Origin of the sequence: Pseudomonas sp. ME-P-057, assembly GCF_030208975.1 — a bacterium.
Taxonomy (GTDB): domain Bacteria; phylum Pseudomonadota; class Gammaproteobacteria; order Pseudomonadales; family Pseudomonadaceae; genus Aquipseudomonas; species Aquipseudomonas lutea.
This window is the reverse complement of record NZ_JARVSX010000035.1, coordinates 74,248-99,093: the sequence shown is the minus strand read 5'-3', so window position 1 is coordinate 99,093 and position 24,846 is coordinate 74,248. Positions and strand designations below refer to the sequence as shown.

The 24,846-nt window shown below is 60.5% G+C and carries 26 protein-coding genes and 1 pseudogene; 18 read left to right on the top strand and 9 right to left on the bottom strand.

Annotated elements, in window-relative coordinates; all coding sequences use genetic code 11:
* Positions 1 to 163: 163 nt before the first annotated feature.
* Together QRN48_RS19045 and QRN48_RS19040 are read left to right on the top strand one after the other, a co-directional pair.
* The gene (locus QRN48_RS19045) at positions 164 to 1,516 is read left to right on the top strand and encodes a DEAD/DEAH box helicase (RefSeq protein WP_037012177.1); all 1,353 of its coding nucleotides are present in this window, start codon (positions 164 to 166) and stop codon (positions 1,514 to 1,516) included.
* A 125-nt stretch (positions 1,517 to 1,641) separates the two neighbouring features.
* A complete protein-coding gene (locus QRN48_RS19040; protein ID WP_037012175.1) occupies positions 1,642 to 1,965 on the top strand; it encodes a hypothetical protein in 324 nt (107 codons plus the stop codon).
* Positions 1,966 to 1,982: 17 nt separating this feature from the next.
* Here the strand turns inward: QRN48_RS19040 and QRN48_RS19035 are convergent, their stop codons facing one another.
* From QRN48_RS19035 to QRN48_RS19020, 4 genes are all read right to left on the bottom strand, one after another.
* Positions 1,983 to 2,855, bottom strand: coding sequence for a DUF6279 family lipoprotein (locus QRN48_RS19035; RefSeq protein WP_285352386.1), 873 nt, complete (start codon positions 2,853 to 2,855; stop codon positions 1,983 to 1,985).
* Positions 2,856 to 2,918: 63 nt separating this feature from the next.
* The gene (locus QRN48_RS19030) at positions 2,919 to 3,662 is read right to left on the bottom strand and encodes a TorF family putative porin (RefSeq protein WP_274603692.1); all 744 of its coding nucleotides are present in this window, start codon (positions 3,660 to 3,662) and stop codon (positions 2,919 to 2,921) included.
* Positions 3,663 to 3,822: 160 nt separating this feature from the next.
* The gene (locus QRN48_RS19025) at positions 3,823 to 4,308 is read right to left on the bottom strand and encodes a hypothetical protein (protein WP_285352383.1); all 486 of its coding nucleotides are present in this window, start codon (positions 4,306 to 4,308) and stop codon (positions 3,823 to 3,825) included.
* Positions 4,309 to 4,506: 198 nt separating this feature from the next.
* Complete coding sequence (locus QRN48_RS19020) at positions 4,507 to 4,686, bottom strand: PFL_1563 family small protein (protein WP_037012170.1); 180 nt, start codon at positions 4,684 to 4,686, stop codon at positions 4,507 to 4,509.
* A gap of 383 nt (positions 4,687 to 5,069) precedes the next feature.
* On the opposite strand from QRN48_RS19020, the gene QRN48_RS19015 reads away from it, so the two are divergent.
* The gene (locus QRN48_RS19015; protein ID WP_285352379.1) at positions 5,070 to 5,906 is read left to right on the top strand and encodes a CvfB family protein; all 837 of its coding nucleotides are present in this window, start codon (positions 5,070 to 5,072) and stop codon (positions 5,904 to 5,906) included.
* A 62-nt stretch (positions 5,907 to 5,968) separates the two neighbouring features.
* On the opposite strand, the gene QRN48_RS19010 is transcribed toward QRN48_RS19015, so the two are convergent.
* Complete coding sequence (locus tag QRN48_RS19010) at positions 5,969 to 6,349, bottom strand: hypothetical protein (RefSeq protein ID WP_037012167.1); 381 nt, start codon at positions 6,347 to 6,349, stop codon at positions 5,969 to 5,971.
* Positions 6,350 to 6,794: 445 nt separating this feature from the next.
* Between QRN48_RS19010 and QRN48_RS19005 the strand changes: the two genes are divergently transcribed.
* The 3 genes from QRN48_RS19005 to def all read left to right on the top strand — a co-directional run bounded on the left by QRN48_RS19005 (position 6,795) and on the right by def (position 8,856).
* Positions 6,795 to 6,986 (top strand): CsbD family protein, encoded by a 192-nt coding sequence (locus QRN48_RS19005; RefSeq protein ID WP_037012165.1) that lies wholly within the window; start codon positions 6,795 to 6,797, stop codon positions 6,984 to 6,986.
* A 267-nt stretch (positions 6,987 to 7,253) separates the two neighbouring features.
* Entirely contained in the window at positions 7,254 to 8,252 is a 999-nt protein-coding gene (locus QRN48_RS19000; RefSeq protein ID WP_285352376.1) for a YihY/virulence factor BrkB family protein, read from the top strand.
* A 64-nt stretch (positions 8,253 to 8,316) separates the two neighbouring features.
* Positions 8,317 to 8,856, top strand: a complete 540-nt coding sequence (gene def, locus QRN48_RS18995; protein WP_285352373.1) for a peptide deformylase — start codon at positions 8,317 to 8,319, stop codon at positions 8,854 to 8,856.
* Between the two features lie 1,001 nt (positions 8,857 to 9,857).
* Here def and QRN48_RS18990 read toward each other — a convergent pair.
* Positions 9,858 to 10,292, bottom strand: a complete 435-nt coding sequence (locus QRN48_RS18990; protein ID WP_285352371.1) for a GNAT family N-acetyltransferase — start codon at positions 10,290 to 10,292, stop codon at positions 9,858 to 9,860.
* An 85-nt stretch (positions 10,293 to 10,377) separates the two neighbouring features.
* Between QRN48_RS18990 and QRN48_RS18985 the strand changes: the two genes are divergently transcribed.
* The 7 genes from QRN48_RS18985 (at position 10,378) to QRN48_RS18955 (ending at position 15,711) form a co-directional block, all read left to right on the top strand.
* Positions 10,378 to 11,319 (top strand): fatty acid desaturase, encoded by a 942-nt coding sequence (locus QRN48_RS18985; protein ID WP_285352369.1) that lies wholly within the window; start codon positions 10,378 to 10,380, stop codon positions 11,317 to 11,319.
* Between the two features lie 15 nt (positions 11,320 to 11,334).
* Positions 11,335 to 12,126 carry a phosphate/phosphite/phosphonate ABC transporter substrate-binding protein gene (locus tag QRN48_RS18980; protein WP_285352368.1) on the top strand — a complete coding sequence of 264 codons (792 nt, stop codon included), beginning with the start codon at positions 11,335 to 11,337 and terminating at the stop codon, positions 12,124 to 12,126.
* A gap of 114 nt (positions 12,127 to 12,240) precedes the next feature.
* Entirely contained in the window at positions 12,241 to 12,750 is a 510-nt protein-coding gene (locus tag QRN48_RS18975; protein ID WP_285352366.1) for a sigma-70 family RNA polymerase sigma factor, read from the top strand.
* Positions 12,751 to 12,807: 57 nt separating this feature from the next.
* Positions 12,808 to 13,821, top strand: coding sequence for an ABC transporter substrate-binding protein (locus QRN48_RS18970; protein WP_285352364.1), 1,014 nt, complete (start codon positions 12,808 to 12,810; stop codon positions 13,819 to 13,821).
* 44 nt (positions 13,822 to 13,865) lie between these two features.
* Positions 13,866 to 14,432 (top strand): GNAT family N-acetyltransferase, encoded by a 567-nt coding sequence (locus QRN48_RS18965; protein ID WP_285352362.1) that lies wholly within the window; start codon positions 13,866 to 13,868, stop codon positions 14,430 to 14,432.
* A gap of 264 nt (positions 14,433 to 14,696) precedes the next feature.
* Positions 14,697 to 15,212, top strand: coding sequence for a hypothetical protein (locus QRN48_RS18960; RefSeq protein WP_285352360.1), 516 nt, complete (start codon positions 14,697 to 14,699; stop codon positions 15,210 to 15,212).
* 61 nt (positions 15,213 to 15,273) lie between these two features.
* Positions 15,274 to 15,711 (top strand): nucleoside deaminase, encoded by a 438-nt coding sequence (locus tag QRN48_RS18955; RefSeq protein WP_191945472.1) that lies wholly within the window; start codon positions 15,274 to 15,276, stop codon positions 15,709 to 15,711.
* 1 nt (position 15,712) lies between these two features.
* Here the strand turns inward: QRN48_RS18955 and QRN48_RS18950 are convergent, their stop codons facing one another.
* The 3 genes from QRN48_RS18950 to QRN48_RS18940 all read right to left on the bottom strand — a co-directional run bounded on the left by QRN48_RS18950 (position 15,713) and on the right by QRN48_RS18940 (position 18,344).
* Positions 15,713 to 16,783, bottom strand: coding sequence for a diaminopimelate epimerase (locus tag QRN48_RS18950; RefSeq protein ID WP_285352357.1), 1,071 nt, complete (start codon positions 16,781 to 16,783; stop codon positions 15,713 to 15,715).
* 67 nt (positions 16,784 to 16,850) lie between these two features.
* Entirely contained in the window at positions 16,851 to 17,453 is a 603-nt protein-coding gene (locus tag QRN48_RS18945; RefSeq protein WP_285352355.1) for a LysE family translocator, read from the bottom strand.
* A 54-nt stretch (positions 17,454 to 17,507) separates the two neighbouring features.
* Positions 17,508 to 18,344 carry an AraC family transcriptional regulator gene (locus QRN48_RS18940; protein WP_285352353.1) on the bottom strand — a complete coding sequence of 279 codons (837 nt, stop codon included), beginning with the start codon at positions 18,342 to 18,344 and terminating at the stop codon, positions 17,508 to 17,510.
* Positions 18,345 to 18,771: 427 nt separating this feature from the next.
* Between QRN48_RS18940 and QRN48_RS18935 the strand changes: the two genes are divergently transcribed.
* The 5 genes and pseudogenes from QRN48_RS18935 (at position 18,772) to QRN48_RS18915 (ending at position 24,840) form a co-directional block, all read left to right on the top strand.
* Positions 18,772 to 19,128, top strand: a complete 357-nt coding sequence (locus tag QRN48_RS18935; protein ID WP_285352481.1) for a hypothetical protein — start codon at positions 18,772 to 18,774, stop codon at positions 19,126 to 19,128.
* A 62-nt stretch (positions 19,129 to 19,190) separates the two neighbouring features.
* Complete coding sequence (locus QRN48_RS18930) at positions 19,191 to 20,357, top strand: PQQ-dependent sugar dehydrogenase (RefSeq protein WP_285352350.1); 1,167 nt, start codon at positions 19,191 to 19,193, stop codon at positions 20,355 to 20,357.
* 222 nt (positions 20,358 to 20,579) lie between these two features.
* On the top strand, positions 20,580 to 22,751 hold the full coding sequence (locus QRN48_RS18925) for a TonB-dependent siderophore receptor (RefSeq protein WP_285352348.1): 2,172 nt from the start codon (positions 20,580 to 20,582) through the stop codon (positions 22,749 to 22,751).
* A 116-nt stretch (positions 22,752 to 22,867) separates the two neighbouring features.
* Positions 22,868 to 24,187 (top strand): MFS transporter, encoded by a 1,320-nt coding sequence (locus QRN48_RS18920; RefSeq protein ID WP_285352346.1) that lies wholly within the window; start codon positions 22,868 to 22,870, stop codon positions 24,185 to 24,187.
* A gap of 372 nt (positions 24,188 to 24,559) precedes the next feature.
* Positions 24,560 to 24,840: pseudogene (locus QRN48_RS18915) on the top strand (LuxR C-terminal-related transcriptional regulator).
* The last annotated feature ends 6 nt before the right edge of the window (positions 24,841 to 24,846 follow it).

Below are 24,846 nucleotides of genomic sequence, written 5' to 3'. Positions count from 1 at the left end.
ATCAAAAAAGCGGGGCGCGATTAGAGCATTGTTGGGAAAGGGAGGGCAGTGCGGGGCAAATCCGGTAACAAAATAGGCCCTTTGAGCTAAAGACGCTCGGCGAATCGGGCTTAAACCGGTAACCTATGCGACTGTTTTTTTGTATTCCGCCGAGGTAACACCCGTGTTCTCCCAATTCGCCCTGCACGAACGCCTGCTAAAAGCCGTGGCCGAACTCAATTTCGTCGAGCCTACGCCTGTGCAAACAGCGGCCATTCCGCTGGCGCTGGAAGGGCACGATCTACGGGTGACGGCGCAGACCGGCAGCGGCAAGACTGCCGCGTTCGTATTACCGATGCTCAATCGTCTGATGGGCCCGGCCAAGGTGCGTGTGGACATCCGCGCAGTGATCCTGTTACCGACCCGCGAGCTGGCGCAGCAGACCCTCAAGGAAGTCGAGCGTTTCTCCCAGTTCACCTTCATCAAGGCCGGGCTGATTACCGGTGGCGAAGACTTCAAGGTTCAGGCCGCCATGTTGCGCAAGGTGCCGGACATTCTCATCGGTACGCCGGGCCGCCTGCTGGAGCAACTCAACGCAGGCAACCTCGACCTCAAGCACGTCGAGCTGCTGGTGCTCGATGAAGCCGACCGCATGCTCGACATGGGCTTCGCCGAAGACGTCGAGCGTCTGGCTGGCGAATGCGCCAATCGTCAACAGACCATGCTTTTCTCGGCCACCACCGGCGGTTCGGGTCTGCGCGAAATGATCGGCAAGGTGCTGAAAGACCCTCAGCACCTGCAGGTCAACAGCGTGAGCGAGCTGGCCCCGGGCACCCGTCAGCAAATCATCACCGCCGACCACAACGTTCACAAAGAGCAGGTCCTCAATTGGCTGCTCGCCAACGAGACCTACCAGAAAGCCATCATCTTCACCAACACCCGCGCCATGGCCGACCGTATCTATGGGCGTCTGGTGGCGCTTGAGTACAAAGCGTTCGTGCTGCACGGCGACAAGGACCAGAAAGACCGCAAGCTGGCGATCGATCGTCTGAAGCAGGGCGGCGTGAAGATTCTGGTGGCTACCGACGTCGCGGCCCGTGGTCTGGACGTCGACGGCCTGGACATGGTCATCAACTTCGACATGCCGCGCACCGGTGATGACTACGTTCACCGTATCGGCCGTACTGGCCGGGCGGGCGGCGAAGGTCTGGCGATCTCGCTGATCACCCACGGTGACTGGAACCTGATGTCCAGCATCGAGCGCTACCTCAAGCAGAAATTCGAGCGCCGCACGATCAAGGAAGTCAAAGGCACCTATACCGGACCGAAGAAGGTCAAGGCGTCGGGCAAGGCTGTTGGCGTGAAGAAGAAAAAAACCGATGGCAAAGGTGACAAGAAGGGCGACAAAAAGAAGGCCGTCGCCAAGGGGCCGACCAAGCGCAAGTCGGTGAATCGCCCGAAAGCCGAGTCTTTGGTCAGTCAGGACGGGATGGCGCCGCTGAAAAAGCGCGTCACGCGCCCGCCGGTCGCCGAATAACGCCGGTTTCTGCCACCGCCAGCCTGCTGAACGGCTGGCGCTCCGCTGGGTCACATCCACAGAGCATCAAGCCCGATGACCGGATGTCACGGGTATTGCCCTGTTGGCCCACTGGAGGTTGAGATATGTCCAAACGATACGACTGGGACGTGATCGAGCGTCTGTTGCACGACGTTCAAAACAGCGTCGCGAGCGCCGATGCATCAGAGGCGTCTGCCACCGAATTGAAAGCATTGTTGCTTGAACGTGGGTTCATTGCCGCTCACACCAGTGGTGCAGGCGGGAATGGCCAAGGCGCCAGCCTTACCCCCCGAGGCGCAAGCTTGCTGGCGATGATCGACAGCAGCATCCCGGGCAATGACCATCCGCGTCAGGTGCTGGATGAACAGGGCGATGCGCTGGATACGGCGACCTTTGATGAAGTGGCCTCCAAGGCGCAGATCGCCTGACTCTCAAAGCGTCCTGATCAGGACGCTTTTTTCATGCTCTTATAGCAACTCAGATCTGTGAAATCCTTGCGCACGTCGGCGATCTTGGTCAGCAGCTTCTGCCGTTGATCGTCGGTGCTCTGCGCCATCAAGTCTGTGATCAGCGAGATGGCCGCCTGCTCGGTGTGGTCGTAGGCCGTGCGGTATTCGGGCGTCCAGAAGGTCTGCCGGTCCTGCAACAGGCTGGCGATCTTCTGATCGAAGCCAGGAGCATTGCGCTGTTTGACTGCGGTCAGTAGCAGCGACTGCCAGTGCGCGCGGTTGTCGATCCATACGCGGTTTTGTTCGCCCAGGGAGGTCGACCACTGCACCACTCGCGCATGCTGTGCGGGGTTCAGCTTGCCTATCCAGGGTGTCAGCCTTTTCTCCATGCGTTCGGCACGATCGCGAATCTGCCGATCCAGTGGCTGGTCCACGTATTCGTCCTCATGCTTGCGCAGGTCCTTGGCGAACGCGGCCTGCATTTCGCCCACTTGCTGGTCGTCCAGCTGGCGAAGCAGCTCGACCGCCGATGGTGTGATTTCCTTGGAAAGGGTGGCGATGGCTTGCCGCGCTTCGGCGGTGCGCGCCTTGAGCTGGTCTTCGTTGACCTGGTTGTCCCGGACCATCGCTTCCAGGCGGTCCAGCCAGTCAAGGTAGCCGGGAATCTGGGTGGTGCAGTGCCAGCTCAGGTGCTCCTTCAGGCGCTCATCGAGCCAGTCTTTCTGCGAAGCGTTCATGTCCAGGTAGTCGTTGAGCGACCAGGGAATGATGAAGTCCAGATGCCGATACGTCAGACCGATCTGACTGCACCCCGCCAACAGCGCCAGGCTCAGCCACAGCGTAAAACAGGTCTTCAACACAATTCCCATGACAGCTCCTTGCCGGTTCGTCTCCCAGTTATAGAGCAAGTCAGGTCATGGCGGTTCAGCCGATCAGAAAAACGAGCGCACAACCTTGAGCGTGACCGTGCTTTCGCATTGGGTGTTGTGCCCGCTGTAGGCGCTGCAATCGGCGCCGGTCAGGCTTGAGCCGCTGTACATCAGGTTCATGTCCATGCCCAGCACAGGGCGCGACACGTTGAACGACCAGTCGCTGTAGGCGTTGACCACGCCGCCGCCGTCGATGATCGAAGGGGAGTCGAGCTGGTGATTGCCGTACTGCATGCGCAGGTCGAGGCCCAGCGGAATCACGCTGCCAAGGTCCAGGAACAACGTGCTGTCCTGGCGCCCGGCGTCGGTGCTGAAAGCGGTGCCGATGCGGCTGTCGAAGATGCGGAAGCCGGCATACAGCTCGTGGCTGTCGAGCTGATCGGTATTCGGGTAGCTGTAGCGGATGACGCCCAACTCATAACCGAGGGTTTTGTCGAACGGCTTTTTGAACCCCATGTAGGAGTCGACTTCCAGCGAAGTATCTGGCGCCAGTCCTGTGCTGGGTGACCATTGGCCGAAGTAGAAACCGCTTTCGTGAGTCAGGTCGAGCCCACCATGGAATTTTGAATCGCCACCACTCGGGGTGACCAGGCCCTGGGCCATGGTCCGGCTTGGCGTTGTGCCGAGCTTAAGGCTGAAGTCGCCCAGCTCGCGCTCGATCACCTGAGCGCTGGCGGTATGGTGCATAAGGGTGGCGCAGGCGAACACCGCACCGGTCCAACGGGTAAAACAGCGAGCATGGGGCATGCTTCACTCCTTTCAGGTTCAGAGGAGTGGGTCGGAGGTCTTTATCCAGAAGCCGGAAGGCCAGACAAGAACCGCGAGCTAGAGCGTCGCAAGGATACCGCTGATTGACGATCTCTCGCGACCATTGGTCGATTGGATGCAGATGCGTCGAAAAAGGCGATCAGTTTCCGGGGGAAACCAGCTGATTGACGACGATCAGCGCCTGGGGGAACGAGGGATAGCCACTCGTGGCCACGTCCAGCTTGTCGTACCTGGCACGGTAGGCGCTGGCCTTGTCCGGGTCTTGCGTTCCAGCGCGTTGCGCCAGGAGCGCGATGGCCAGCGGGTAGTTGGCGTCGGCAGCATCGTTGAGCTTGTCATCCGCCAGCGCCGGGCTGGCATTCTGGCGCACCAGCAAGATCGCCTGATAAAACGCCGCTTCGCCCGTCGTGTCATCCCGGGCTGCCCGCTCAAGCAATGCGCTGGCGAGCTCGTCATTCTCCGGGCGACGCTCGTTGAGCAGCAGCTTGGCCTGGAGCATGTCGTTCTGATACAGCAGATAGTCAACACGACAGGCACTGCCCGCCTGGCTGGTGTCACAACCGTGAGTCGCACAGCCCGTCAGCCCGAGGCTTAACAAGGCACCGATGATCATCCGTTTGTTCATGACTGTTTTCCGCAGAGACGTCAGCAGATCAGTGCATCGTCCGTTCATTCGCCATGGTCGTGCACAGTGCTGCGAAGAGGCAACAAGGTGCGCCGTGTGACAAAAAGAGTAAAGCAGAGCTCTGTGAAGCGAGGAGCGATGGACCTGGCGCCTTGTGATCAAAGCGCCTGGATGTCGACCGCGGAGGCGGGAGAAAATTTACTTTTTGCCGAGGGAGATCTGCTTGGACGGGCCGAAGGTCTGGCCGCTGACACCTTTGGCGATTTGCTGGATCTCGCCACCGGATTTCAGAAAAGCTGCAATTTGTGCGTTGATCGAATCGCTGGTTTCAACGGCAGGAGCTGGTTTGGCTTTCGAATTGGATGCTTTTACACGCATGGCTGCAATTGACCTATATAAATTTAATACGGCCGGCCATCCTATCGGAATCAGGCACAAATTGCTTGGTAATTATCGGGCGACCGGACAGTGGGGAATGAATAATTCCCGGGCAATCTGGTTGTGATCACACGACTAAATGCCTGTTTTAATTGCATTGTTTGACTTTGGAGTCAGGCGGAAGCGCACAGGCGCTCACCTTCTGAGCAGATTCGATAACCTGACGAATGGCCTTGGCCAGCCTTGGTCACGGCAAGCGGCATGAGCGGCGCTTCATTTATTGTGGTCTGGCCGAAGGGACCGCACAGCCATGTCAAAGGGCGAAGCCAAACGCAGGCGGGAATTCGGGTAGAATGCCGCCGACGTAACGAGGGTATCTGCACATGGCTTTAGTCGGGCGCTACAACAGTTTGCAAGTGGTTAAACACACCAACTTCGGTTTATATCTGGACGGGGCACAGGACGGCGAGATATTGCTGCCCAATCGATATATTCCCAAAGACATTCCCAGCGAAGATGAAGACTGGCTCAATGTTTTCATTTATCTGGACAGCGATGACAAATTGATCGCTACCACCGAGAAGCCAAAAGTTCAGGTGGGCGAATTTGCCAGCCTCAAAGTGGTTGAGGTCAACAGCATTGGTATCTTTCTGGACTGGGGATTGCCCAAGGATCTGCTGCTGCCGTACTCGGAAGAAAAGCGACCGTTGAAGGCTGGTGATTACTGTGTCGTGCACGTCTATCTCGACAAGCACACCCGGCGGATCACGGCGACCACGCGTCTGGATCGTTACCTGGATAAAACGCCGGCCAACTACACAGTCGGTCAGGAAGTCGATTTGCTGGTGGCCGAAGAGACCGCGATGGGCTTCAAGGCGATTATCAATAACAAGCACTGGGGCCTGATTCACAAGAACGAGGTGTTCAAGTTCCTGCGTCCGGGTAAACAGGAAAAAGGCTTCATCAAGGAAGTGCGCAGCGACGGCAATATCAGCCTGAGTCTGCAGCCGGTGGGCGAGCAGCTTGCCAGCAGCCTGAACGCGCAGATCCTCGGCAAGTTGCGCGACAACAACGGTGTGTTGCCGGTCAGTGACAAGAGCGATCCACAGGTCATCAGCAACCTGTTCGGGGTCAGCAAAGGCAACTTCAAGAAAGCGATCGGCGCGCTGTACAAACAGGGCCAGATTGTCATTCACGCTGACCGCATCGAGCTCGTCTGACGTCATAGCGGACCGCAGCGCCGGAGAGACCGGGCTGCGGTTTTTACATCATTTCCCGCTGATTAATTCTGCACGAAAGCAGCGAAGCTCAGGTTCGCGCCGTTCGGGCGCATGTCCTTCAAGTACGAATCCTTGTCTGCCGAGAGCTCCAGGCTCACGGTGGATTTGCGCTTGCCTTCGTTGCGGATGACCACGCCGTCTTTCTGCTCGCGCAGGAACTTGGTTGTCACTTTGAGGTGAATCAACTCGTCGGTGGCCGGTGTGTGCAACAGCAGGTGCAGCCACTCGTACTGACCCACTGCCAGGCGGCTCATGGGCAAGTCGAACCACCAGATATTGCGCTTGGGGTCGAGAACCGCGAAATGCGTGTTGTTGGTGCCGAGCACGGCGCCGCCGAGCTGTTCGTTACGGCGGGCAATGGCCTGCTGCTTGTCGAGTTTCATAACATTCCTGAATCGCTGTCTCGTCAACCGGGGCCAGCGCCATTGAGCGCGTCCGGTTCGGTCGGGCATTCTCCGAGGTTCCGGGGCAAACATAAAGTCAAAATTGGTGCAGGTCGCCGTCTTGTCTCCAGCTATCACCCGACCGTTGCAGTGCCCGCAATGTTCACGGCAGGCAGTGAGATGCAGGAACACGCTTGCCCGCGAATGCTTCATTTCAGGCGATACATGCGCTGGGCCTGGAACGCCTTCGCGGAAAACCGCGCTCCTGCAGGGCCCGGATCAATAGGCGGACATTCATAATGGGAGTCGCCGGATTCGCGGGCTGAGCAACCCGCCGTGACCTCCAATCAATCCGTTTGAGAATTCATTGAACCTCTGATCGCAGGCTTCGGTCAGTTCTAGTGTCGAGACAATGACATCCTATTCTCACCCTGGAGTGAACCCTATGAGCAGCACCGGCGATAAAGTCAAAGGCATGGCTAACGAAGCAGTGGGCAACATCAAGCAGGGCGTCGGTAAAGCCACCGACAACGACAAACTGCGCGCAGAAGGCAAGGCGCAGGAAGTCAAAGGCGAAGCCCAGCAGACTGTTGGCGACGCAAAAGACGCCGTGAAGAAAGGCGTAGACAAGGTCTAAATCCCTTGCGCCGGTGGCTGTAGGGCTCCCGGCGAGCTGATTTGAATCACCGTAACGGCCATCCTTTGATGGCCGTTATTGTTTGTGTCACCGGTAGCTGGAAACTCAACAATGCTGGCCAACCGGGAAGGCTAAGGGTAAAAAGCCGGGCACTGCGGGCGGCCGACGGAATTTCAACGCGTTTGCCTGCTCGTATGCTTAGCGCCTGTAGATGCGTTCGAATTGAAAAATAGGCTTGGGCTACATCTGTGTCGCGAAGGAGACGCCATGATATTCCCGGAATTGCGCCAGCTCAGTGTCAAAACAGTGTTGGTCAGAACGGTCAAAGAGTTTCTCGATGACGAGATGTCGACGTACGCCTCGGCACTGGCCTACCAGATGCTGTTTTCGTTGTTCCCCTTCCTGTTGTTCCTCATCGCCCTGATCGGCTTTCTGCACCTGCCGGACTTTTTCAGCTGGTTGCGACTGCAATCCGAGCTCGTGCTCCCGCCGCAGGCGCTGGACCAAGTGAACCCGGTCATTGACCAGCTGCAGCAGTCCAAAGGCGGCTTGTTGTCGATCGGTATCGTCATCGCCCTCTGGACCGCCTCCGCCGGTGTCAGGCTGATGATGAGCGCAATGAATGCTGCGTATGACGTGGTGGAAGCCCGTCCGGCCTGGAAGCGCATTCCATTGTCGGTGTTCTATACCATCGGCATCGCCGGCATGCTGCTGACCGTGGCGGCGTTGATGGTGACAGGCCCGCAGGTCATGAACTGGCTCGCTGCACAGATCGGCATGGAAGATTTCATCGTCACGTTGTGGACGATCCTGCGCTGGCCGCTGATTATCGTGCTCCTGATGGTGGCAGTTGCAATCATGTATTACGTGATGCCGGACGTTAAACAGAGCTTCCGGTTCATCACCCCGGGCTCGGTCCTGGCGGTGGTGGTGTGGATCCTCGCGTCGCTGGGATTTGCCTATTACGTGAAGACCTTCGCCGATTACAACGCGATGTACGGCAGCATCGGGGCGATCATCGTCTTGCTGTTGTATTTCTACATCTCGGCAGCGGTATTGCTGCTGGGCGCAGAAATGAATGCGGTGATCGAGCACATGTCAGCCGAAGGCAAGGACAAGGGCGAGAAGGAAGAAGGCGAGCGTGACACCGTGGCCAATGTGGAGACGGTGCACATCAAGCAGCACGTATCCGGGTTGGGCCGTGACCATAGCCATGATCACGATTACACGCCTGTGCCGCCGACGCTGAAGACCGATAAATTTTGATAACGCTGGCGGCAAGGGTCCGGTTCCCGGGCCCTTGCCCGTTACCCGTCACATAGGTCCCGCAATGATTCGTGAAATTCTGAAAATGGGTGACGAGCGTTTGTTGCGTATCGCACCGCCTGTCCCTGAATCGATGTTTGGCTCCCGGGAGTTGAAAACCCTCATCGAGGACATGTTTGAAACCATGGAGAGTGTCGGCGGCGTGGGTCTGGCCGCCCCGCAAATCGGCATTAATCTGCAGCTGGTCATCTTCGGCTTCGAGCGCAGTGAGCGTTACCCCGATGCAGAGGCGGTGCCGCAGACCATTCTGCTCAACCCATTGATTACGCCGCTGGAGCAGACGCTGGAGGAGGGTTGGGAAGGCTGCCTGTCAGTGCCCGGCCTGCGCGGTGTAGTGGATCGATACGAGCACATTCGCTACGAAGGCTTCGACCCCGACGGCCATCGCATCCAGCGCGAAGCCCGAGGGTTTCATGCGCGCGTTGTTCAGCACGAATGCGATCACCTGATCGGGCGCTTGTATCCTTCGAGGATTACCGACTTCAGCCGGTTCGGGTTTATCGAAGTGTTGTTCCCGGGGATGGACCCGAACAGCGACGAATGAAGGCCAAAAAGACGCAGAGCTCTACCAGGACGCAGACCCCTTGTAGGAGCCCGCTTGCCCGCGAATGCGGTGGATCAGCCGCCATTGATGCCAATGACCCACCGCGTTCGCCAGCAAGCCGGCTCCTACGGATCTGGGGCAGCTGCAATTTCTAAAAACGACGCAGAGCCTTAACACGACGCAGACCCGGTGTAGGAGCGCGCTTGCCCGCGAATGCGGTGGGTCAGCCGCCATTGATGCCAATGACCCACCGCGTTCGCCAGCAAGCCGGCTCCTACGGATCTGACCTGACTTCAAAAATTTGAATAATCATTGCCAAATCTTGGACCGGCTGCACCTCTCAAAAATGACCCAAAACCGGTGTAGGAGCTCGCTTGCCCCCGAATGCGGGGTGCCAGCCGCCATTTATGCCAATGACGCCACCGCGTTCGCCAGCAAGCCGGCTCCTACGGATCTGGGGCAGCTGCAATTTCTAAAAACGACGCAGAGCCTTACACGACGCAGACCCCTTGTAGGAGCGCGCTTGCCCGCGAATGCGGTGGATCAGCCGCCATTGATGCCAATGACCCACCGCGTTCGCCAGCAAGCCGGCTCCTACGGATCTGGGGCAGCTGCAATTTCTAAAAACGACGCAGAGCCTTAACACGACGCAGACCCCTTGTAGGAGCGCGCTTGCCCGCGAATGCGGTGGGTCAGCCGCCATTGATGCCAATGACACCGCGTTCGCCAGCAAGCCGGCTCCTACGGATCTGACCTGACCTCAAAAATTTGAGTGATTGTTGCCAATTCGTGCACTGCCCGCACCCTCTCAAAAGTGACGCAAACTGGTGTAGGAGCGCGCTTGCCCGCGAATGCGGAGTGCCAGCCGCCATTGATGCCGATGACCCACCGCGTTCGCCAGCAAGCCGGCTCCTACAGTCGACACTTATTCAAGCGCGTTACTGCCGTGATCTTCATTCCAGCGCGCTCCCGCAGGTGATCTATTAAACCGCACCCATAGTTCAAACGCGGACGAAGGCAATCAGCTGTTTGCTCTGTCGGTAGCGGGCGAGTCTTTCAGCGAGTGGTGGTGGCAGGTCGGTTGCCTCAGCAAAGCCAAGCCGCTGATAGAACTCGCCAAGTTCGGGTTCGCAAAATAACCAGACATCGCCATTCGTTGCTGCCAGGGCCGCCGCCACCAGGCCCGCGGCGACGCCGCGTCCGCGCTCGGCCGGTGCGACGAAGAGCCCGGTCAGCCAGTGCCCATCAGCAACAGGTGTCAGGCACAGAGCGCCGACAATCTCGGAAGTGCGCGCAACCCACAGCTGCGCCTCGCCTCTGGCGCGCATGGGCGAGCGATGCGCTCGGTAGAATTTCGCCAGCATCGGGCGCTGCAAGTCGGGAAGTGGCAGAAACAACATGGCGGGCATGTGCTGTATCAGCGGAGGATGGCGCATGGTTCTACCGTCATAACCATTTGGTCTACAAGTTTTTTCCGAGCCGTTGCACAAGGGTTTATCAGCCCGAATGCAGGAACCGGCAATGCCCAACTACCTGGACGACGCGCAGCGCGAAGAAATCGTGCGCTTGCGTGCAAGCTTTACAGGCCGCACGGAATGGCCGACATGGTTGTTGCTGGTCGGCGTGTACACAGGCTGGCCAGCGTTGCTGCTTGCCAGCCCACACTTGGGGGCGTGGCTGAGCACGCTGTTGATGATTCCCCTGCTCGTGCTGTGGATGTCGGTGCAGCATGAGGTCCTGCACGGCCATCCGACGCGCTCGCTGAGATTGAACAAAGCGCTGGGCTACGCGCCGTTGGCGGTCTGGTACCCGTACACCCTTTACCGTGACACGCACATGCAGCATCACCGTGATGAAGACCTGACTGTGCCCGGTCGCGACCCGGAAAGCCGTTACCTGAGCGAGTTGCAGTGGAAGCAGACCGGCACCTTGATGCGCGTCCTCCGCTGGCTCGACAAGACCCCGCCGGGGCGTCTGGTGTTCGGCGTGCCATTGGCCCTGAGCAGCCTGTTCGTCGGCGAAACCCGGCGGTTGCTGCGAGGCGAGCGTCAGGCGTGGCTCATGTGGTCGACCCATGGCTCCTTCTTGATCCTGATGTTCACGTTCATCGAGCGTTACAGCGCGATGTCCGCAGTGCATTACCTGCTTTTCTGCAGCGTGCCGGCGCTGGCGGTATCGATGGTGCGTTCCTATTACGAGCATCGCCCTGGCGAACAACCTCAGGAGCGCACCGTGATCAACGAAGCGTCGTGGCCATGGGCGTGGCTGTTCCTCAATCTGAACCTGCATCTGGTGCATCACGATTTGCCCGGCTTGTCGTGGTATCACATGCCCCGCGTGTACCGGGCGCGGCGTGAGCAATGGCTGGCGCGCAGCGGCGGGTTTCTGGTGGCCGGTTACGCTGAACTCTTTCGTCGCCACAGCTTCAATCCTATCGACAGTCCTCAACATCCCTACGTCTGAAGCGGAAACCAGAACATGCAAACGGGCTTTGCCGAACTCCTGATGTACGTGGCCCCGCAACGCATTCAGCAGGCGCAACACCAGTGGCTGCAGCAAATAACCCGAATCCTCGGGGTCGGGCGACTGGATGCGCAGGCTGCGGGGCTGGCGTCGGACCTCATGGCGCTGTGGCTGTCGCCGCAACTGCTGCTGACGCAAACCTGTGGCTATCCGCTGATGACGGCGCTGCGCGGCAAGGTCCAGGTCGTTGGCCGTCCTGTTTACCAGTTGCCTCACAGTAACGAAGGCGCTCATTGCAGCCTGTTGGTCGCGCGCGCGGACGATTCTCGCCAGACCCTTGAGGCGTTCCGCGGCAGCCACGGACTTGTTAATTCCCGGGACTCAAACTCCGGCATGAACCTGCTCCGTCACACCTTGGCGCCGCTCCAGCGAGAAGGGCGGTTCTTCGCCGATACCACGCTCACCGGTGGCCATCGCAACAGCCTTGCCCGGATCAAGGCGGGCGAGGGCGACCTTGCGGCCATTGACAGCGTCACGTTCGACTACCTGGCCCGCGACGAAAGCGATGAAGTCGCCGGCCTGAAAGTCGTTGCTCGCACGGCGCCCGGACCTTGCCTGCCCTACATCACCCGCCTGGGTGCCGACGCAGCGGCCATCCGTCTGGCAATGAATCAGGCATTGCTCGAACACCCGGAGGTCGCGGCGGCATTGGCGATCAGGGAAGTGCTGCCTGCGAGTGAAGCCGACTACGAGGTGTTGCTCGATTACCAGCGCCAGGCGGCATCGCTCGGCCTGCATGAGGTCTGATTATTCCAGAACGGTCTATCAGTTCGCCTTTTAGGTATTTTTACTGCATAACTGCGCTTGCTAGGATGCCCCCAACAAACTCCCGACGACACGACTCAGGGCAGGGGATGTTCGATGACCGGTGCCGATCCTACGCATAGCAACTATGTAAGCGAGCTTTTTGCCCAGCACCACGGCTGGTTGTGTCTGCGCATTCGCCGTTGGGTGGACAGCGTGCAAACCGCCGAAGACATCGCGTCCGACACCTTCCTGCAAGTGCTCGCTGCACCCAACGTTGTGCCGATCCGTGATCCGCGTGCGTTGCTGACCACCATTGCTCAACGCCTGGTCTATGAGCACTGGCGGCGACGTGACCAGGAGCGCGGCTACCTGCAAGGAGTGTCCCAAGAGGCCTCGGTTTCTTCCGCATCGGTAGAAAGCCATGCGGCCACGCTGCAAATTCTTGACCGCCTGGACCGCCGCCTCGACCGCCTGCCAGTGAAGATCAAATCGACCTTTGTGCTGTCACGGCGCGGCGGTCTGACCTACCCTGAAATTGCCGCGCACCTGGGCATTTCGCGGCGTTCGGTGAGCGACTACATGGATCAGGCTGAAACCTGTTGCCGCCGCGCTTGTCTGGAGTAAGGCGTGCGCTGTGCCCAACCGAACGAGCTTCCCCATCCCTGAGCGACGAGAGACCTCATGACACCAATCAAAAAACTGCTGGGCGGCTCGCTGCTGGCACTGGCGGCCCTCACCGGCTCGGCGCACGGCGCAGACAAAACAACGCCCATTCATTTCGGGGACATCACGTGGGAGAGCGGCAGCCTGATCACCGAAATCCTGCGCACCATCGTGGAGAAGGGCTACGGGTATCCCACTGACAAGCTGCCGGGTAGTACGGTCAGCCTGGAAGCGGCGCTGGCGAAAAACGACATTCAGGTGATCGGCGAAGAGTGGGCCGGTCGCAGCCCTGCGTGGGTCAAGGCCGAGGCGGAAGGCAAGGTGCACGGCCTGGGCGACATCGTCAAAGGCGCGACCGAAGGCTGGTGGGTGCCGGAATTCGTGATCAAGGGCGATCCGGAGCGCGGTATCAAGCCGCTGGCGCCGGACCTGAAATCGGTGGCGGACCTGCCCAAGTACAAAGACGTGTTCAAGGACCCTGAGTCCCCGGACAAGGGCCGCTTCCTCAACAGCCCGACCGGCTGGACCTCGGAGATCGTCAATACGCAGAAGCTCAAGGCGTACAAGCTCAACGACAGCTACGTGAACTTCCGCACCGGTTCCGGCGCGGCGCTGGATGCGGAGGTGGCGTCGTCGATTCGTCGCGGCAAGCCAGTGCTGTTTTACTACTGGTCACCGACGCCGCTGCTCGGTCGCTTCAAGCTGATCAAGCTTGAGGAGCCGCCGTTCAACGAAGCCGCCTGGAAAACCCTCGCCGACGCCAGCAACCCGAACCCCATCGGTTCGAGTTCTCTGGCTGCGCACCTGGCCATCGGCGTGTCGGAGCCGTTCCGCCAGCAGTACCCGGAACTGGTGAGCTTCTTTGAAAAAGTCGACCTGCCGATCGACCAGTTGAACAAGACCTTGGGCGAGATGAGCGAAAAGCGCCAAGAGCCATCCGTTGTGGCGAAAAGCTTCTTGAAAGACCGCCCGGACGTCTGGTCCAAGTGGGTACCTGCGGACGTCGCCAAGAAGGTGACGGCGGGCCTGTAAGCGGGGGCCGTTCAGGCTGAGAGGCGAGCGTCATGGTCACTGATTTGCCTGAACGCGCCAATGTGGAAGCGGCTGATACCTTGCTGGAGACCGAGCGGCTAATGCTGCGCCGGCTCACACCGGATGATCGTCCGGCGCTGGCGCAGATACTTGGCGATTCCGAGGTCATGCAGTATTCGGTGGCCGGGGTGTTGTCGGAAAAGGCCACGGGTGAGTTCATCGAGTGGTGTCAGTATTCCTACCAGCAACACGGCTTTGGTCCCTGGGCAATGGTGGAGAAATCCAGCGCTGCGCTGGCCGGCTTCTGCGGTCTCAACGCCGAGCGCGTCGATGATGCCGATGAAATCGAGCTTGGTTATCGGCTTGCGCCGGCATTTTGGGGCAGGGGATTGGGCACCGAAGCCGCCCGCGCCGCGCTTCGCTTTGGCTTTGAACAGCTCAACGTGGCGTCGGTGATCGCCATCGTCCAGCCAGCCAATGTCGCCTCGGTGGCTGTGATCCAAAAGCTCGGGTTCGGTGGGTATGTCCATAGCCAGTATCATCGCCGGGCAGTCAGGATTTACCGCATGACGGCATTGCAATGGGTATCAGTGAGTAGCAAGCCGCTTTAGCGATGCCACTTCAGCTTTCCCGGCTAAAGCCGGTCCTACAGTGTGCAATCAGTGTGCAATCAGTGTGCAATGCTCACGCTGCCGACTCCGCACAGCGCACTTTTGTGGGATCGGCTTCAGCCGGGAAGAGCTTTACGCGCCTCTGTGGGACCGGCTTTAGCCGGGAAGAGGCCGTTTCGTCCGATACATGACCCACGGCACTGACGTTAGCCGACAAAAGGCGGTCAGAGCGTTGATCACACTGAAAAGTCGCCGGGAGAGGACATGGAATATCGCAGATCGACAGCGCTGACGTTGCCACGCGCAACGCGGGCACTGGCGCTAATGGGCGCGATACTGCTGCCTTCAATCACCGTCGCCGCAGACGTCACGCCAGCACCGGCAACGGATTCCGCGCTGACCTTCGTCCAGGACCGGCATTTGGGCGAAAGCCTGGGCTGGCTCGGCTACCAGGTCGCGTCGCACACCGTGACTTTCGCCACCATCGTCGAGGCCGTTGGCCGCACCAAAGCGCAGGAAATCGTGCAGGACGAATTGCAAAGCCTGCAGCCCAACTACCAGCAGGAGTGGGACCGCAACCTGGCGGCGGCCTACGCTTCATCGTTCAGCCCCGAAGAGCTGCAAGCGCTGGATGCCGCAGACCCGGCGCCGGACGTAGCGAGCAAATTCCGCAACAAACAGCGCGATGTCGGCGCGGACATGAAAGACCGCTCCAGCGATCTGCTCAAAGTTTACGTGTCCACCGCACTGGACAACGCGCTGAAAAAAGCCAAGCCTTGAGTGCACGCCTTTCTCAGGCGTTGCATCGTCGAATACCCCCGTCACCCAGCAAGGAGAGACCATGGACCCATTTATGCAAGCGGCCATTGAAGAGGCGCAAAAAGGCCTGGCCGAAGGCGGCATTCCCATCGGCTCGGTCATCGTCCACGACGGCAAGATCATCGGCCGCGGCCACAACCGCCGGGTTCAGGAAGGCAGTGCCATCAAGCATGGCGAAATGGACGCGTTTGAAAACGCTGGCCGCCAGCCTGCCCGGGTTTATCGCGAGGCAACGCTTTACACAACCCTCTCGCCCTGCGCCATGTGCAGCGGTGCCATCCTGTTGTACGGCATCCGCAAGATCATCGTCGGCGAGCACGAAACGTTCATGGGGGAAGAGGAGCTGCTCAAGTCTCGCGGCGTTGAGGTGGACGTGTTGCATGATCCGGTTTGCGTCGGCCTGATGCAGCAGTTCATCGCCGACAAGCCGGAGCTGTGGAACGAGGACATCGGCGAGTAGGCTACGGCTCAGGCTTCAACTGCGCCGCGCCGAACAACTCCACTTGCTGTAACTGCCCGTCGCGCTCGATCAGGCGCAACGGCGCGGTGCCGCCGGGCATGACCACCTCGATCAACCCCGCTTGCACCCACCCGCACAACCACGCGGCTGACGCAACGGCGCTGGCGCTGGTACCCGAAGATGCCGTCGGGCCTTCGCCTCGTTCAAACACCCGCGCGGTGATGCGATTTGCACCCGATTGCGCGGCCCATTGCAGATTGATTCCGCCGGGGCAGGGGTCGCCGTCGCCTGACGCGCCGGCGACGAAGGCAATTCGCGTCAGTGCTGCATTCAGCTCAGCTTCGTGCAGATCCTCGAAGCCTGGCAGGTCGCTGGTCTGACTGACCAGCGTGACGCAATGGGGATTGCCGACCCGCACAAACACGCTGCTGTGCCAGGCCGGGTTCAGGGCGGCCAGCCGTTCGACCCGATTGACCTCGCGCGTGTTGAACGTCGCGGTGCCGACCCCATCTCCAGTGGCGCCCACGGCGTGTGCGCCAAACCCCGGTGCGCCGATGTTCAACCAGAAGCCGCTGGCTCCGTCGAGCAGTGCAGGGGTCACTTGGGTGGGTACGGGGCTGACCGAGCCCGTGTTGTCGTGATGCACATTCAAAATGAACGGCTCGGTGCCGGTGATTCGGCCTGCATCCGTCAGTGATTGCGCGAAGATGGTCAGCCCGTTGCCGCTGCGCTCGGCAAACGTGCCATCGGTGTTGACGATCAGCACGTCATACGACGCGGACGGTGCGGACATTTCACACGGCGCAGGCATTCCACCCGGCGCAGACATTCCACCCGGCGCAGCCGCTTCAAACGGCCCCACCAGCAACCCGTCCGAGCGATGGGGTTTGCTGGCGAGCGGCCGGGTGCCTGGCGGCCAGTCACAGATCGCGGCGATGGCCTGAGCTGTCCAGGTATGACGCTGGGCAGCAGCGTCTGCGGCTGAGACGGGCAGAGCAACGCCGAGCCCGCGCAGGGCTTCAGGGGTAATCACCGCGTAGAGGTTGCCGCGTGCGTCGTAGAGGCGAGCCATGGTCGGTCCGAATCAGGGGATCAGCGGGCATTAAATCACGGCCCGTTGAAGCCTGCCGTCGGAGGATTCAGACCACCAGCGTTAACCACGCCGACACCAGCAGCAGCACTGCCATCGCCTGGTTGAAGCGCTTCATGCTCTGCGCCGACCGGCAGAATCTGGCGGCACTGACGCCCAGATACGCCCAGGCGCTCATGCACGGGATCGACACCAGAAAGAACGCTAGCGACAGCCAGATCACCCGCATCATGCGGTCCGCGTCGGTGCCGGCGAATACACTGACCACGGCCAGCGCCATCATCCAGGTTTTCGGGTTGACCAGTTGCAGGCTCGCAGCGCCCCAAAGGCCTAGCGTCGGGCCACCGCGCGGTTGCGTCGGGTCGATCGCCTCGGCCGGCGCGCTGAAAATCTGCCAGGCCAGCCAGGTCAGCCAGCCGATCCCGACCCAGGACATTACCGTTTGCACCTGCTGGTGCCGAGCCAATACGTCGCCCAGCCCGGTGCCCACCATCAGCACCAGCAACGCGGCACCGGCACAGGCGCCGAAGACTATTGGGAGCGTGCGCAGCAAGCCGTGACGCGAGCTATTGGTCAGCACCAGAATGTTGGTCGGGCCCGGCGTAATGGAGGCGACGAAGGCGAACAGCAAAAAAGGCAGCAGCGTTTGCATGGGGCAACTCGACGGTCGTTGATCGTCTGGCCATGATCGACGTGCGGTGCGCTGTCAGTCTGGAACAATTGAGCAGCGCCGCCGGTAATCGGCGGGCGTCATGCGGTAGGCGCGCTGGAACCAGCGGCCCAGATGGCTTTGATCGGCGAAGCCCAGCGCTGCGGCGACGTTGACCGGCAACTCGCCGCGTGCCAGCAGCAGCCGGGCGCGGGTCAGGCGCAGCTGAATCAAATAGGCGTGGGGCGCCATGCCGAATGCAGCCTTGAACGCGCGGCTCAGGCGAAAGCGATCGACGCCCGTTACCTGGGCCAGGTCGTCCAGACCAATGTCCTGATGCAAATGGCTGTGCAGGTAGTCGCGTGCGCGTTGCGCCACCAGCGGCAGACGTGGATCGGGATTGAGCACGGTGCGCCAGCGCAGGTGGCTGGTCAGGTTGGCGAGCAGGTGATCCAGAGCGGTCTGGCGGACGATGCGCAGCTCGTCGTGGTGCATCGCTTCAAAGGCACTGGCGGTGGCGATTGCCAGTTGCGGGTCTTCGGCCAGGGTGGCGGCGAAGCTTAACTGGGTGTTGTCAGGGGTGTCCTCAAACTGCGCACGCAGTTCGCGGTCCAGCCAGTTCGGGTCCAGGTACAAGGTGCGGTAGGTAAAGCCGCCCGCTTGTGGGGCCGTGCCGTCGTGGATATCGCCGGGCTCAAGCAGAAACACCTTGCCCGGCGTGCTGTTGTGCTGCTGCCGTCGGCAGTTGAACTGCTGTAGACCCTGTTCGGTAATGCCCACCAGATAACTGTCGTGCCAGTGCGGGTCGTAGGCATGGCCCTCGAAATGCGCGCGCACTGTCTCGATGCCGGACGTGGGGTCCTGCTTGAGCTCGATCCAGTTACGGTCGGACATTGCGGCCTCGGGGCGGGTGGCGTGGCGGGTGTGGGTCGTCAGTCAAGCCGGATACGTTACCGCGCTGATTACGGCAGGTCTGGAAGAATTGTGCAGAAGCCGACGAGGCGTCGTGGGTGGGTGTGCATCTGTCGCCGCGCCGCCGATCTGAAGAATGCGATCTGAAGAATGCGATCTGGCGTTCAGCCTGTAGAGGCTGGACTCATGCGTTCGCCAGCAAGCCGGCTCCTACAGATGTGTGTGCCCGCGAAACACGGACGGTGTCTTCGTGACGTCCGCTTATTCGGTCCCAGCCAGATGATCGCCGACTATTCTTGTTACAAAGCGAATCGTCCTACACGTTGCCGATCCATCCGTCCGGCGCGAACCTACGCGCCTGAGCGCCATCAAAGACCGGAATCGTTACCCATCCCACAGAAGGTAAATGATGAACAGCTTTTCGCGACACCTTGTCGTTGTCCTGCTCGGCGGGCTCATGTCTGTAGGGCTCCTGCCCGCCGGTGTGGTGCAGGCCGATGAGCACACCGCGCCAGCACCGCAGTTGCTGGCCGCCGCCGGTTACCCCAACCGCTCGATCAATGTGCCCGACAACGGCGCCATTCGCCGCGCCAACCCCAACAGCCGTCAGGGCACCGACTCCATCGCGCCGCGCGTCGATGGTCCGCGTCTCGGGCCTGCTCAGCCGCGGCCGCCCACGCTCGAAAATGGCGGCATCGGCAACGGCTATCCCACTCGGCAAGCACCCGCTCGGCCTTCCAGCGATGCCCAGCGTCGCAGCAATTGAGGCCGGCTGTTGATCGTCCAACCGATTCATTGCCTCTACTTCCATCTCACAAGGAACCGTCCATGTTGCGCACCACTTTCCTTCGCAAGACCTTGCTGGCGACCTTATGCGCTTCCGCGTTGCTGGGCGTCTCGGTACAGGCGACCGCCGCAACGTACCAGAGCGAAAACGGCACGCTGACCGTCGATGAAGTGGTCGGCGGGCTGCAGCATCCATGGGCGGTGGCGTTTTTGCCGGATGCCCAGGGCATGCTGGTCACCGAACGTGCGGGCAATCTGCGCCGGGTCACGCCGGACGGCAAACTCTCGGCGCCGATCTCGGGCGTGCCGAAGGTCTGGGCGCAGGGGCAGGGCGGTTTGCTCGATGTCGTGCTGTCCCCCGATTTTGCCAAGGACCGCATGGTGTACCTGACCTACGCCGAAGCGGCCAACGACGGCAAAACCGGCGGCACGGCAGCGGGCCGCGCGAGGCTCTCGGACGACATGACCCGACTGGAGGGCTTTACCCGCATCTTCCAGCAGCAGCCCAAGTTGTCTGTGGGCAACCACTTCGGTTCGCGCATGGTGTTTGATCGAGACGGCTACCTCTTTATCGCCCTGGGCGAGAACAACGAGCGGGCCACGGCTCAGGACCTCGACAAGCTTCAGGGCAAAGTCGTGCGCCTTTATCCCGACGGCACTGTGCCCAAGGACAACCCTTTTGTGGGCCAGAAGAACGTGCGCCCGGAGATCTGGAGTTACGGCCACCGCAATCAGCAAGGCGCCGCGCTCAACCCATGGACCGGCACGCTGTGGACCAATGAACACGGCCCGCGCGGCGGCGATGAGATCAACATCATCGAACGCGCCGGCAATTACGGCTGGCCCATCTCGACCTTTGGCATCAATTACAGCGGCGAGGCGATCCCTGAATCCAAGGGCAAGATCGTCGAGGGCGTGAAAAACCCGTTTCATGTGTGGGAGAAATCACCAGGCATCAGCGGCATGGCGTTCTATGACTCGAGCACCTTCAAGGCGTGGGACCACAATATTTTCATCGGAGCGCTCGCGTCGGATGACCTGATCCGTCTGGAGCTCAAGGACGACAAGGTTGTGCACGAAGAGCGGTTGCTCGGCGAACTCAAATCACGCATCCGCGATGTGCGCCAAGGCCCCGATGGGTATGTGTATGTGTTGACGGACGAGGATGACGGCAAGTTGTTGAAGGTGGGTTTGAAGGTCGAGAACTGATTGGAATTCCCGGTCCTGGGATAGCGGTGTGGGGCTGGGTTTAGGCGGGAAGAGGCGGGTGCAGTTCATCTGGATGCACGCGATACGTTCTGTGGGACCAGGCACGCTGGGTCGATGGACTCATTGCAGTTGTAAAAAGTCGGCGCAGAACGTACAAGATGCGCCGCCGAACTGGCCTGCGTTTTTTGCTGCCCGACTGCTTATTCCAGGAATTGCCCGCCGATGATCATCTCTTCCCGTCCTGCTGCCGGTTTCACGCGTCGGCTGTTGCCGCTGAGTATCGCCTTCGCTTCGCCGTGGCTAGCGGCCCAAGAAGCTGAACCGGTGACGCTGGACGCGCTCAGGGTGACGGGTGAGCAGGAATCGGTTTATCAGGCCGGCAGCGCATCAGTTGGCGGTTTCAGCGAGGCGCCTCTGCGCGACACGCCGGCGTCGATTTCGGTATTCAACGCCGAACGGCTGCAAAACCAGCAAGCCAAACTGCTCAGCGACGTATTGCGCAATGACGCCTCGGTGGGCGACAGCTATGCGCCGGTGGGGTATTACGAGAATTTCGTCGTGCGTGGCTTCTCCCTCAACGCCGCCAACAGTTATCGCATCAACGGCCGCAGCATCACCGGCGAGCAGAACGTGGCGCTGGAAAACAAAGAACAGGTCGAATTGCTCAAAGGCCTCTCGGGGCTGCAAAGCGGGGTGTCGGAGCCGGCGGGCGTGGTCAATTACAAAACCAAGCGCCCGGAAGACGTGCGGTCGGTGACGGTCTCGACCAACGAGCATGGCGAGCGCTACATCGCCACCGACGTCGGCGGCTGGTTTGGCAGCGAGAAACAATTCGGGCTGCGCGCCAACGTCGCCCACGAGGACATTCGTTCCTACGTCGAGCACGCCAATGGCCAGCGCGATTTCGCCTCGCTGGCGTTCGACTGGAACATCAACGATCAGTCCACCCTGCAACTTGACGTCGAATACCAGACCAAAGAGCAGCGCTCGGTCCCGGGCTACCAACTGCTGGGCGGCACCGAACTGCCCCATGACGCCTCGCCACGCAAACTGCTGGGCTACCAAAGCGGCTCGAACCCGGTGGGCATCGATTCGCTGAACATGAACGGCCGTTATGAATACCGTCTCACCGATGGCTGGAAAGCCAGCCTCAGCGCCTCCCGCAGTCGCGTGGTCATCGACGACTACAGCGCCTTCGCCTATGGCTGTTATTTCCAGAGCGACTGCCCCCCAGAGCCGCTGACGGGGCACTTCACGCCGAGCGGCGGCTACGACATCTATGATTTCCGCAGCCCCGATGACACCCGGCGCAACGACGAAGTCGAGGCCACGATGACCGGTCTGTTCGCCACCGGCGCGCTCAATCACGAGCTGACCTTTGGCACCAGCGCGTTCCGCCGCACCGTGGACACCCGGCCGTATTTCAGCGAATACGTCGGCTCCGGGAACATCCACGAGACGCCCGACCAGTTTGCGCCGTCGGACCTCACCCCAGGCCACACCGAGCGCCGCCTCGACAGCCGGCAGTACGGACTGTTTGCCACGGACCGCATCAGTTTCAACGAACACTGGCAGACCATTCTGGGCGGGCGTCAGGTCAAGCTCGACGAAAAAGCCTACAACGAAGACGGCAGCGAAAATCGCCACACCGAGCGGTCGGTCTTCCTGCCGCAAGCGGCCTTGATCTACAAGCCGATCGACGATGTCTCGCTGTACGCCAGCTACAGCAAAGGGCTGTCGCTGGGCGGCACGGCGTCGGTGTTCGACAGCAACGTCGGCGAGATCCTGGCGCCGACGATTTCTCGTCAGCTTGAAGCCGGGGTCAAATACGACTGGCGCCGCATGAGCTTTACCGCAGCGGTGTTTCAGACCCGCCAGGCCTATCAGTATTCCAGGCCCAACGACGACGGCAGCCTGACCTTCGTCCAGCAGGGTCAGCAGAAAAACACCGGCGTCGAGCTGGGCGCCAACGGCTACCTTACCTCGCAACTGCAACTGTCGGCCAGCGTCGCGGCCATCAAGGCAAGGGTCGAAGACAGCGGCACCACGGCCTATGAAGATCATCAGGCGATCAACGTGCCGAAATTCCGTAGCAGCCTGTCGGCCGACTACGCCTTGCCGATTCAGGGCCTGGCGCTGCTCGGCGGCGTGCAGTACAGCTCAAGCAAATACGCCAACCGGGAAGGCTCGGTGAAAGTCGATGACTACGCCGTGTTCAACGCGGGCAGCCGCTACAGCACCAAAGTCGAGGGCTACGACACGGTGTTGCGCCTGACTGTCGACAACCTGTTCGACAAACGCTACTGGCGCGATGCGGGCGAATACCTGGGCGACGATTATCTGTTCCTCGGCGCACCGCGCACGGCACGGGTCTCGGCAACGGTGAGCTTCTGACCCGTCGGGTCAACAGCGCCAGCCGTCAGTGATCCGCCCTCAAATCGTCAGCTTTGTTATCCTGCGCGCCTTTGTCGCACCTAACTGCCGTTTCAACCTGTGATTTGGGGTCTTTCATGACAGCCATTCTTGGACCACGCCCACAACCGATCAGCCGGGGAGACTACAAAACCCTGGGCCTGGCGGCGTTGGGCGGGGCGCTGGAAATCTACGACTTCATCATTTTCGTATTTTTCGCCCTGACGCTCAGTCAGCTGTTCTTTCCGCCGGAAATGCCCGAGTGGCTGCGCCTGCTGCAAAGCTTCGGGATCTTCGTCACGGGCTACCTGGCGCGCCCGCTGGGCGGCATTCTGCTGGCGCACTTTGCCGACAAGCTGGGCCGCAAACGTGTCTTCAGCCTCAGCATTCTGATGATGGCGCTGCCTTGCCTGCTCATCGGCATCATGCCGACGTACGCGGACATCGGCTATTTGGCGCCGTTGGTGCTGTTGGCGCTGCGGATCCTGCAAGGGGCCGCGGTCGGCGGGGAGGTGCCGAGCGCATGGGTGTTCGTTGCCGAGCACGCACCGAAAGGCCATCGCGGCTATGCGCTGGGCGTGTTGCAGGCGGGGCTTACCTTCGGCTACCTCATCGGCGCGCTGACCGCGACCTGGCTGGCGAAAGTCTTCAGCCACGCGGAAATCCTCGATTACGCGTGGCGCATTCCGTTTCTGCTGGGCGGTGTGTTCGGCGTCATTGGCGTGTGGTTACGCCGCTGGCTCAGTGAAACCCCTGTGTTCATGGCCCTGCACGCGCAGCGCGAAGGCATGACCGAACTGCCGCTGCGCGCGGTTCTGCGTCAGCATCGGCAATCGCTGTTGCCCGCCGCACTGCTGACCTGCGTGCTGACCTCCGCCGTCGTCACCCTGGTGGTCATCACGCCTACCGTGATGCAGCAACGCTTTGGCATGAGCCCCAGCGACACGTTCGCCCTGAGCAGCGTCGGCATCGTCTTTCTCAACATTGGCTGCGTCCTGGCGGGCAAGCTGGTGGACCGCATTGGCGCCTGGCGCGGCGTGGTCCTTTACAGCCTGCTGCTGCCTGTGGGGGTTGGTGTGCTTTATGCCAGTCTGGTTGGCCACTGGTTGCCCATGGGCCTGGCCTATGCCGTGGCGGGGCTGGCGTGCGGCATCGTCGGCGTTGTGCCGTCGGTCATGGTCGGACTGTTCCCGGCGAATATTCGCGTCTCCGGCATCTCACTGACCTACAACATCAGCTACGCCCTCTGGGCCAGCACTACGCCGCTGGCACTGATCGCCCTGATGCCATGGAGCCCGTGGGTGTGCGTGGGCTACTGCGTGATCATGGGGGCGGTGGGTCTGGCCACCGCGATGTTCTTTGGCATGCGCAAAGGCATGCAGGTGGATGACACCCGCGTGGTACACACCGGCGGTTGAGCAGAGCAGGGGCGCCGCAATGGCGCCCGTTGGTTTCTTCCAGCTGATTCCAGACCCCGGCAGCGCAACGCTTCATCCGCTCATTTGTAACAGATGATTGTAATTATCATTTGCAGCGTTTATTGTCCCTGTCTATACAACTTGCCCGACTTTATATATATCCCGCGGCCCCTCCAGAGGGTCATGCTCGACTGTATTGGTATGCAGTTGGCTTGAGATGTATCGCACTTGTTTGTAGGAAACTTTACTTATTTTGATTCGGCTGTCCAGAACCTGATCAAGCCAGCGCTGCTATTTCGGGCAGTTGCGAAAGTACCGCTGTCAAAGGTGGTTTAAACAATGAGCGCAACAAGCGGAGCCTGACGAGCATAAATGTCTGAAGAAGAACGCAAGCGAAAACGATTGAATCGAGCCACGCCGCGAGAACTGGAAGTCCTGCAGCTGGTATTGCAGGGTCAGACCAACAAGGACATCGCCCAGCGGCTGGGAATCAGTGATTACACGGCGCGGGACCACGTTTCAGCGTTGCTCAGGAAGCACGCCGTGAAGAGCCGAGGTCAGCTGATCGCACTGCATGCCGCCGCCCCTCGCACAAGAAAAACATCCCCACCCCTACATCTGTCGGATTGTTCCGCAGAACTGTAAGTGCATAATCACCC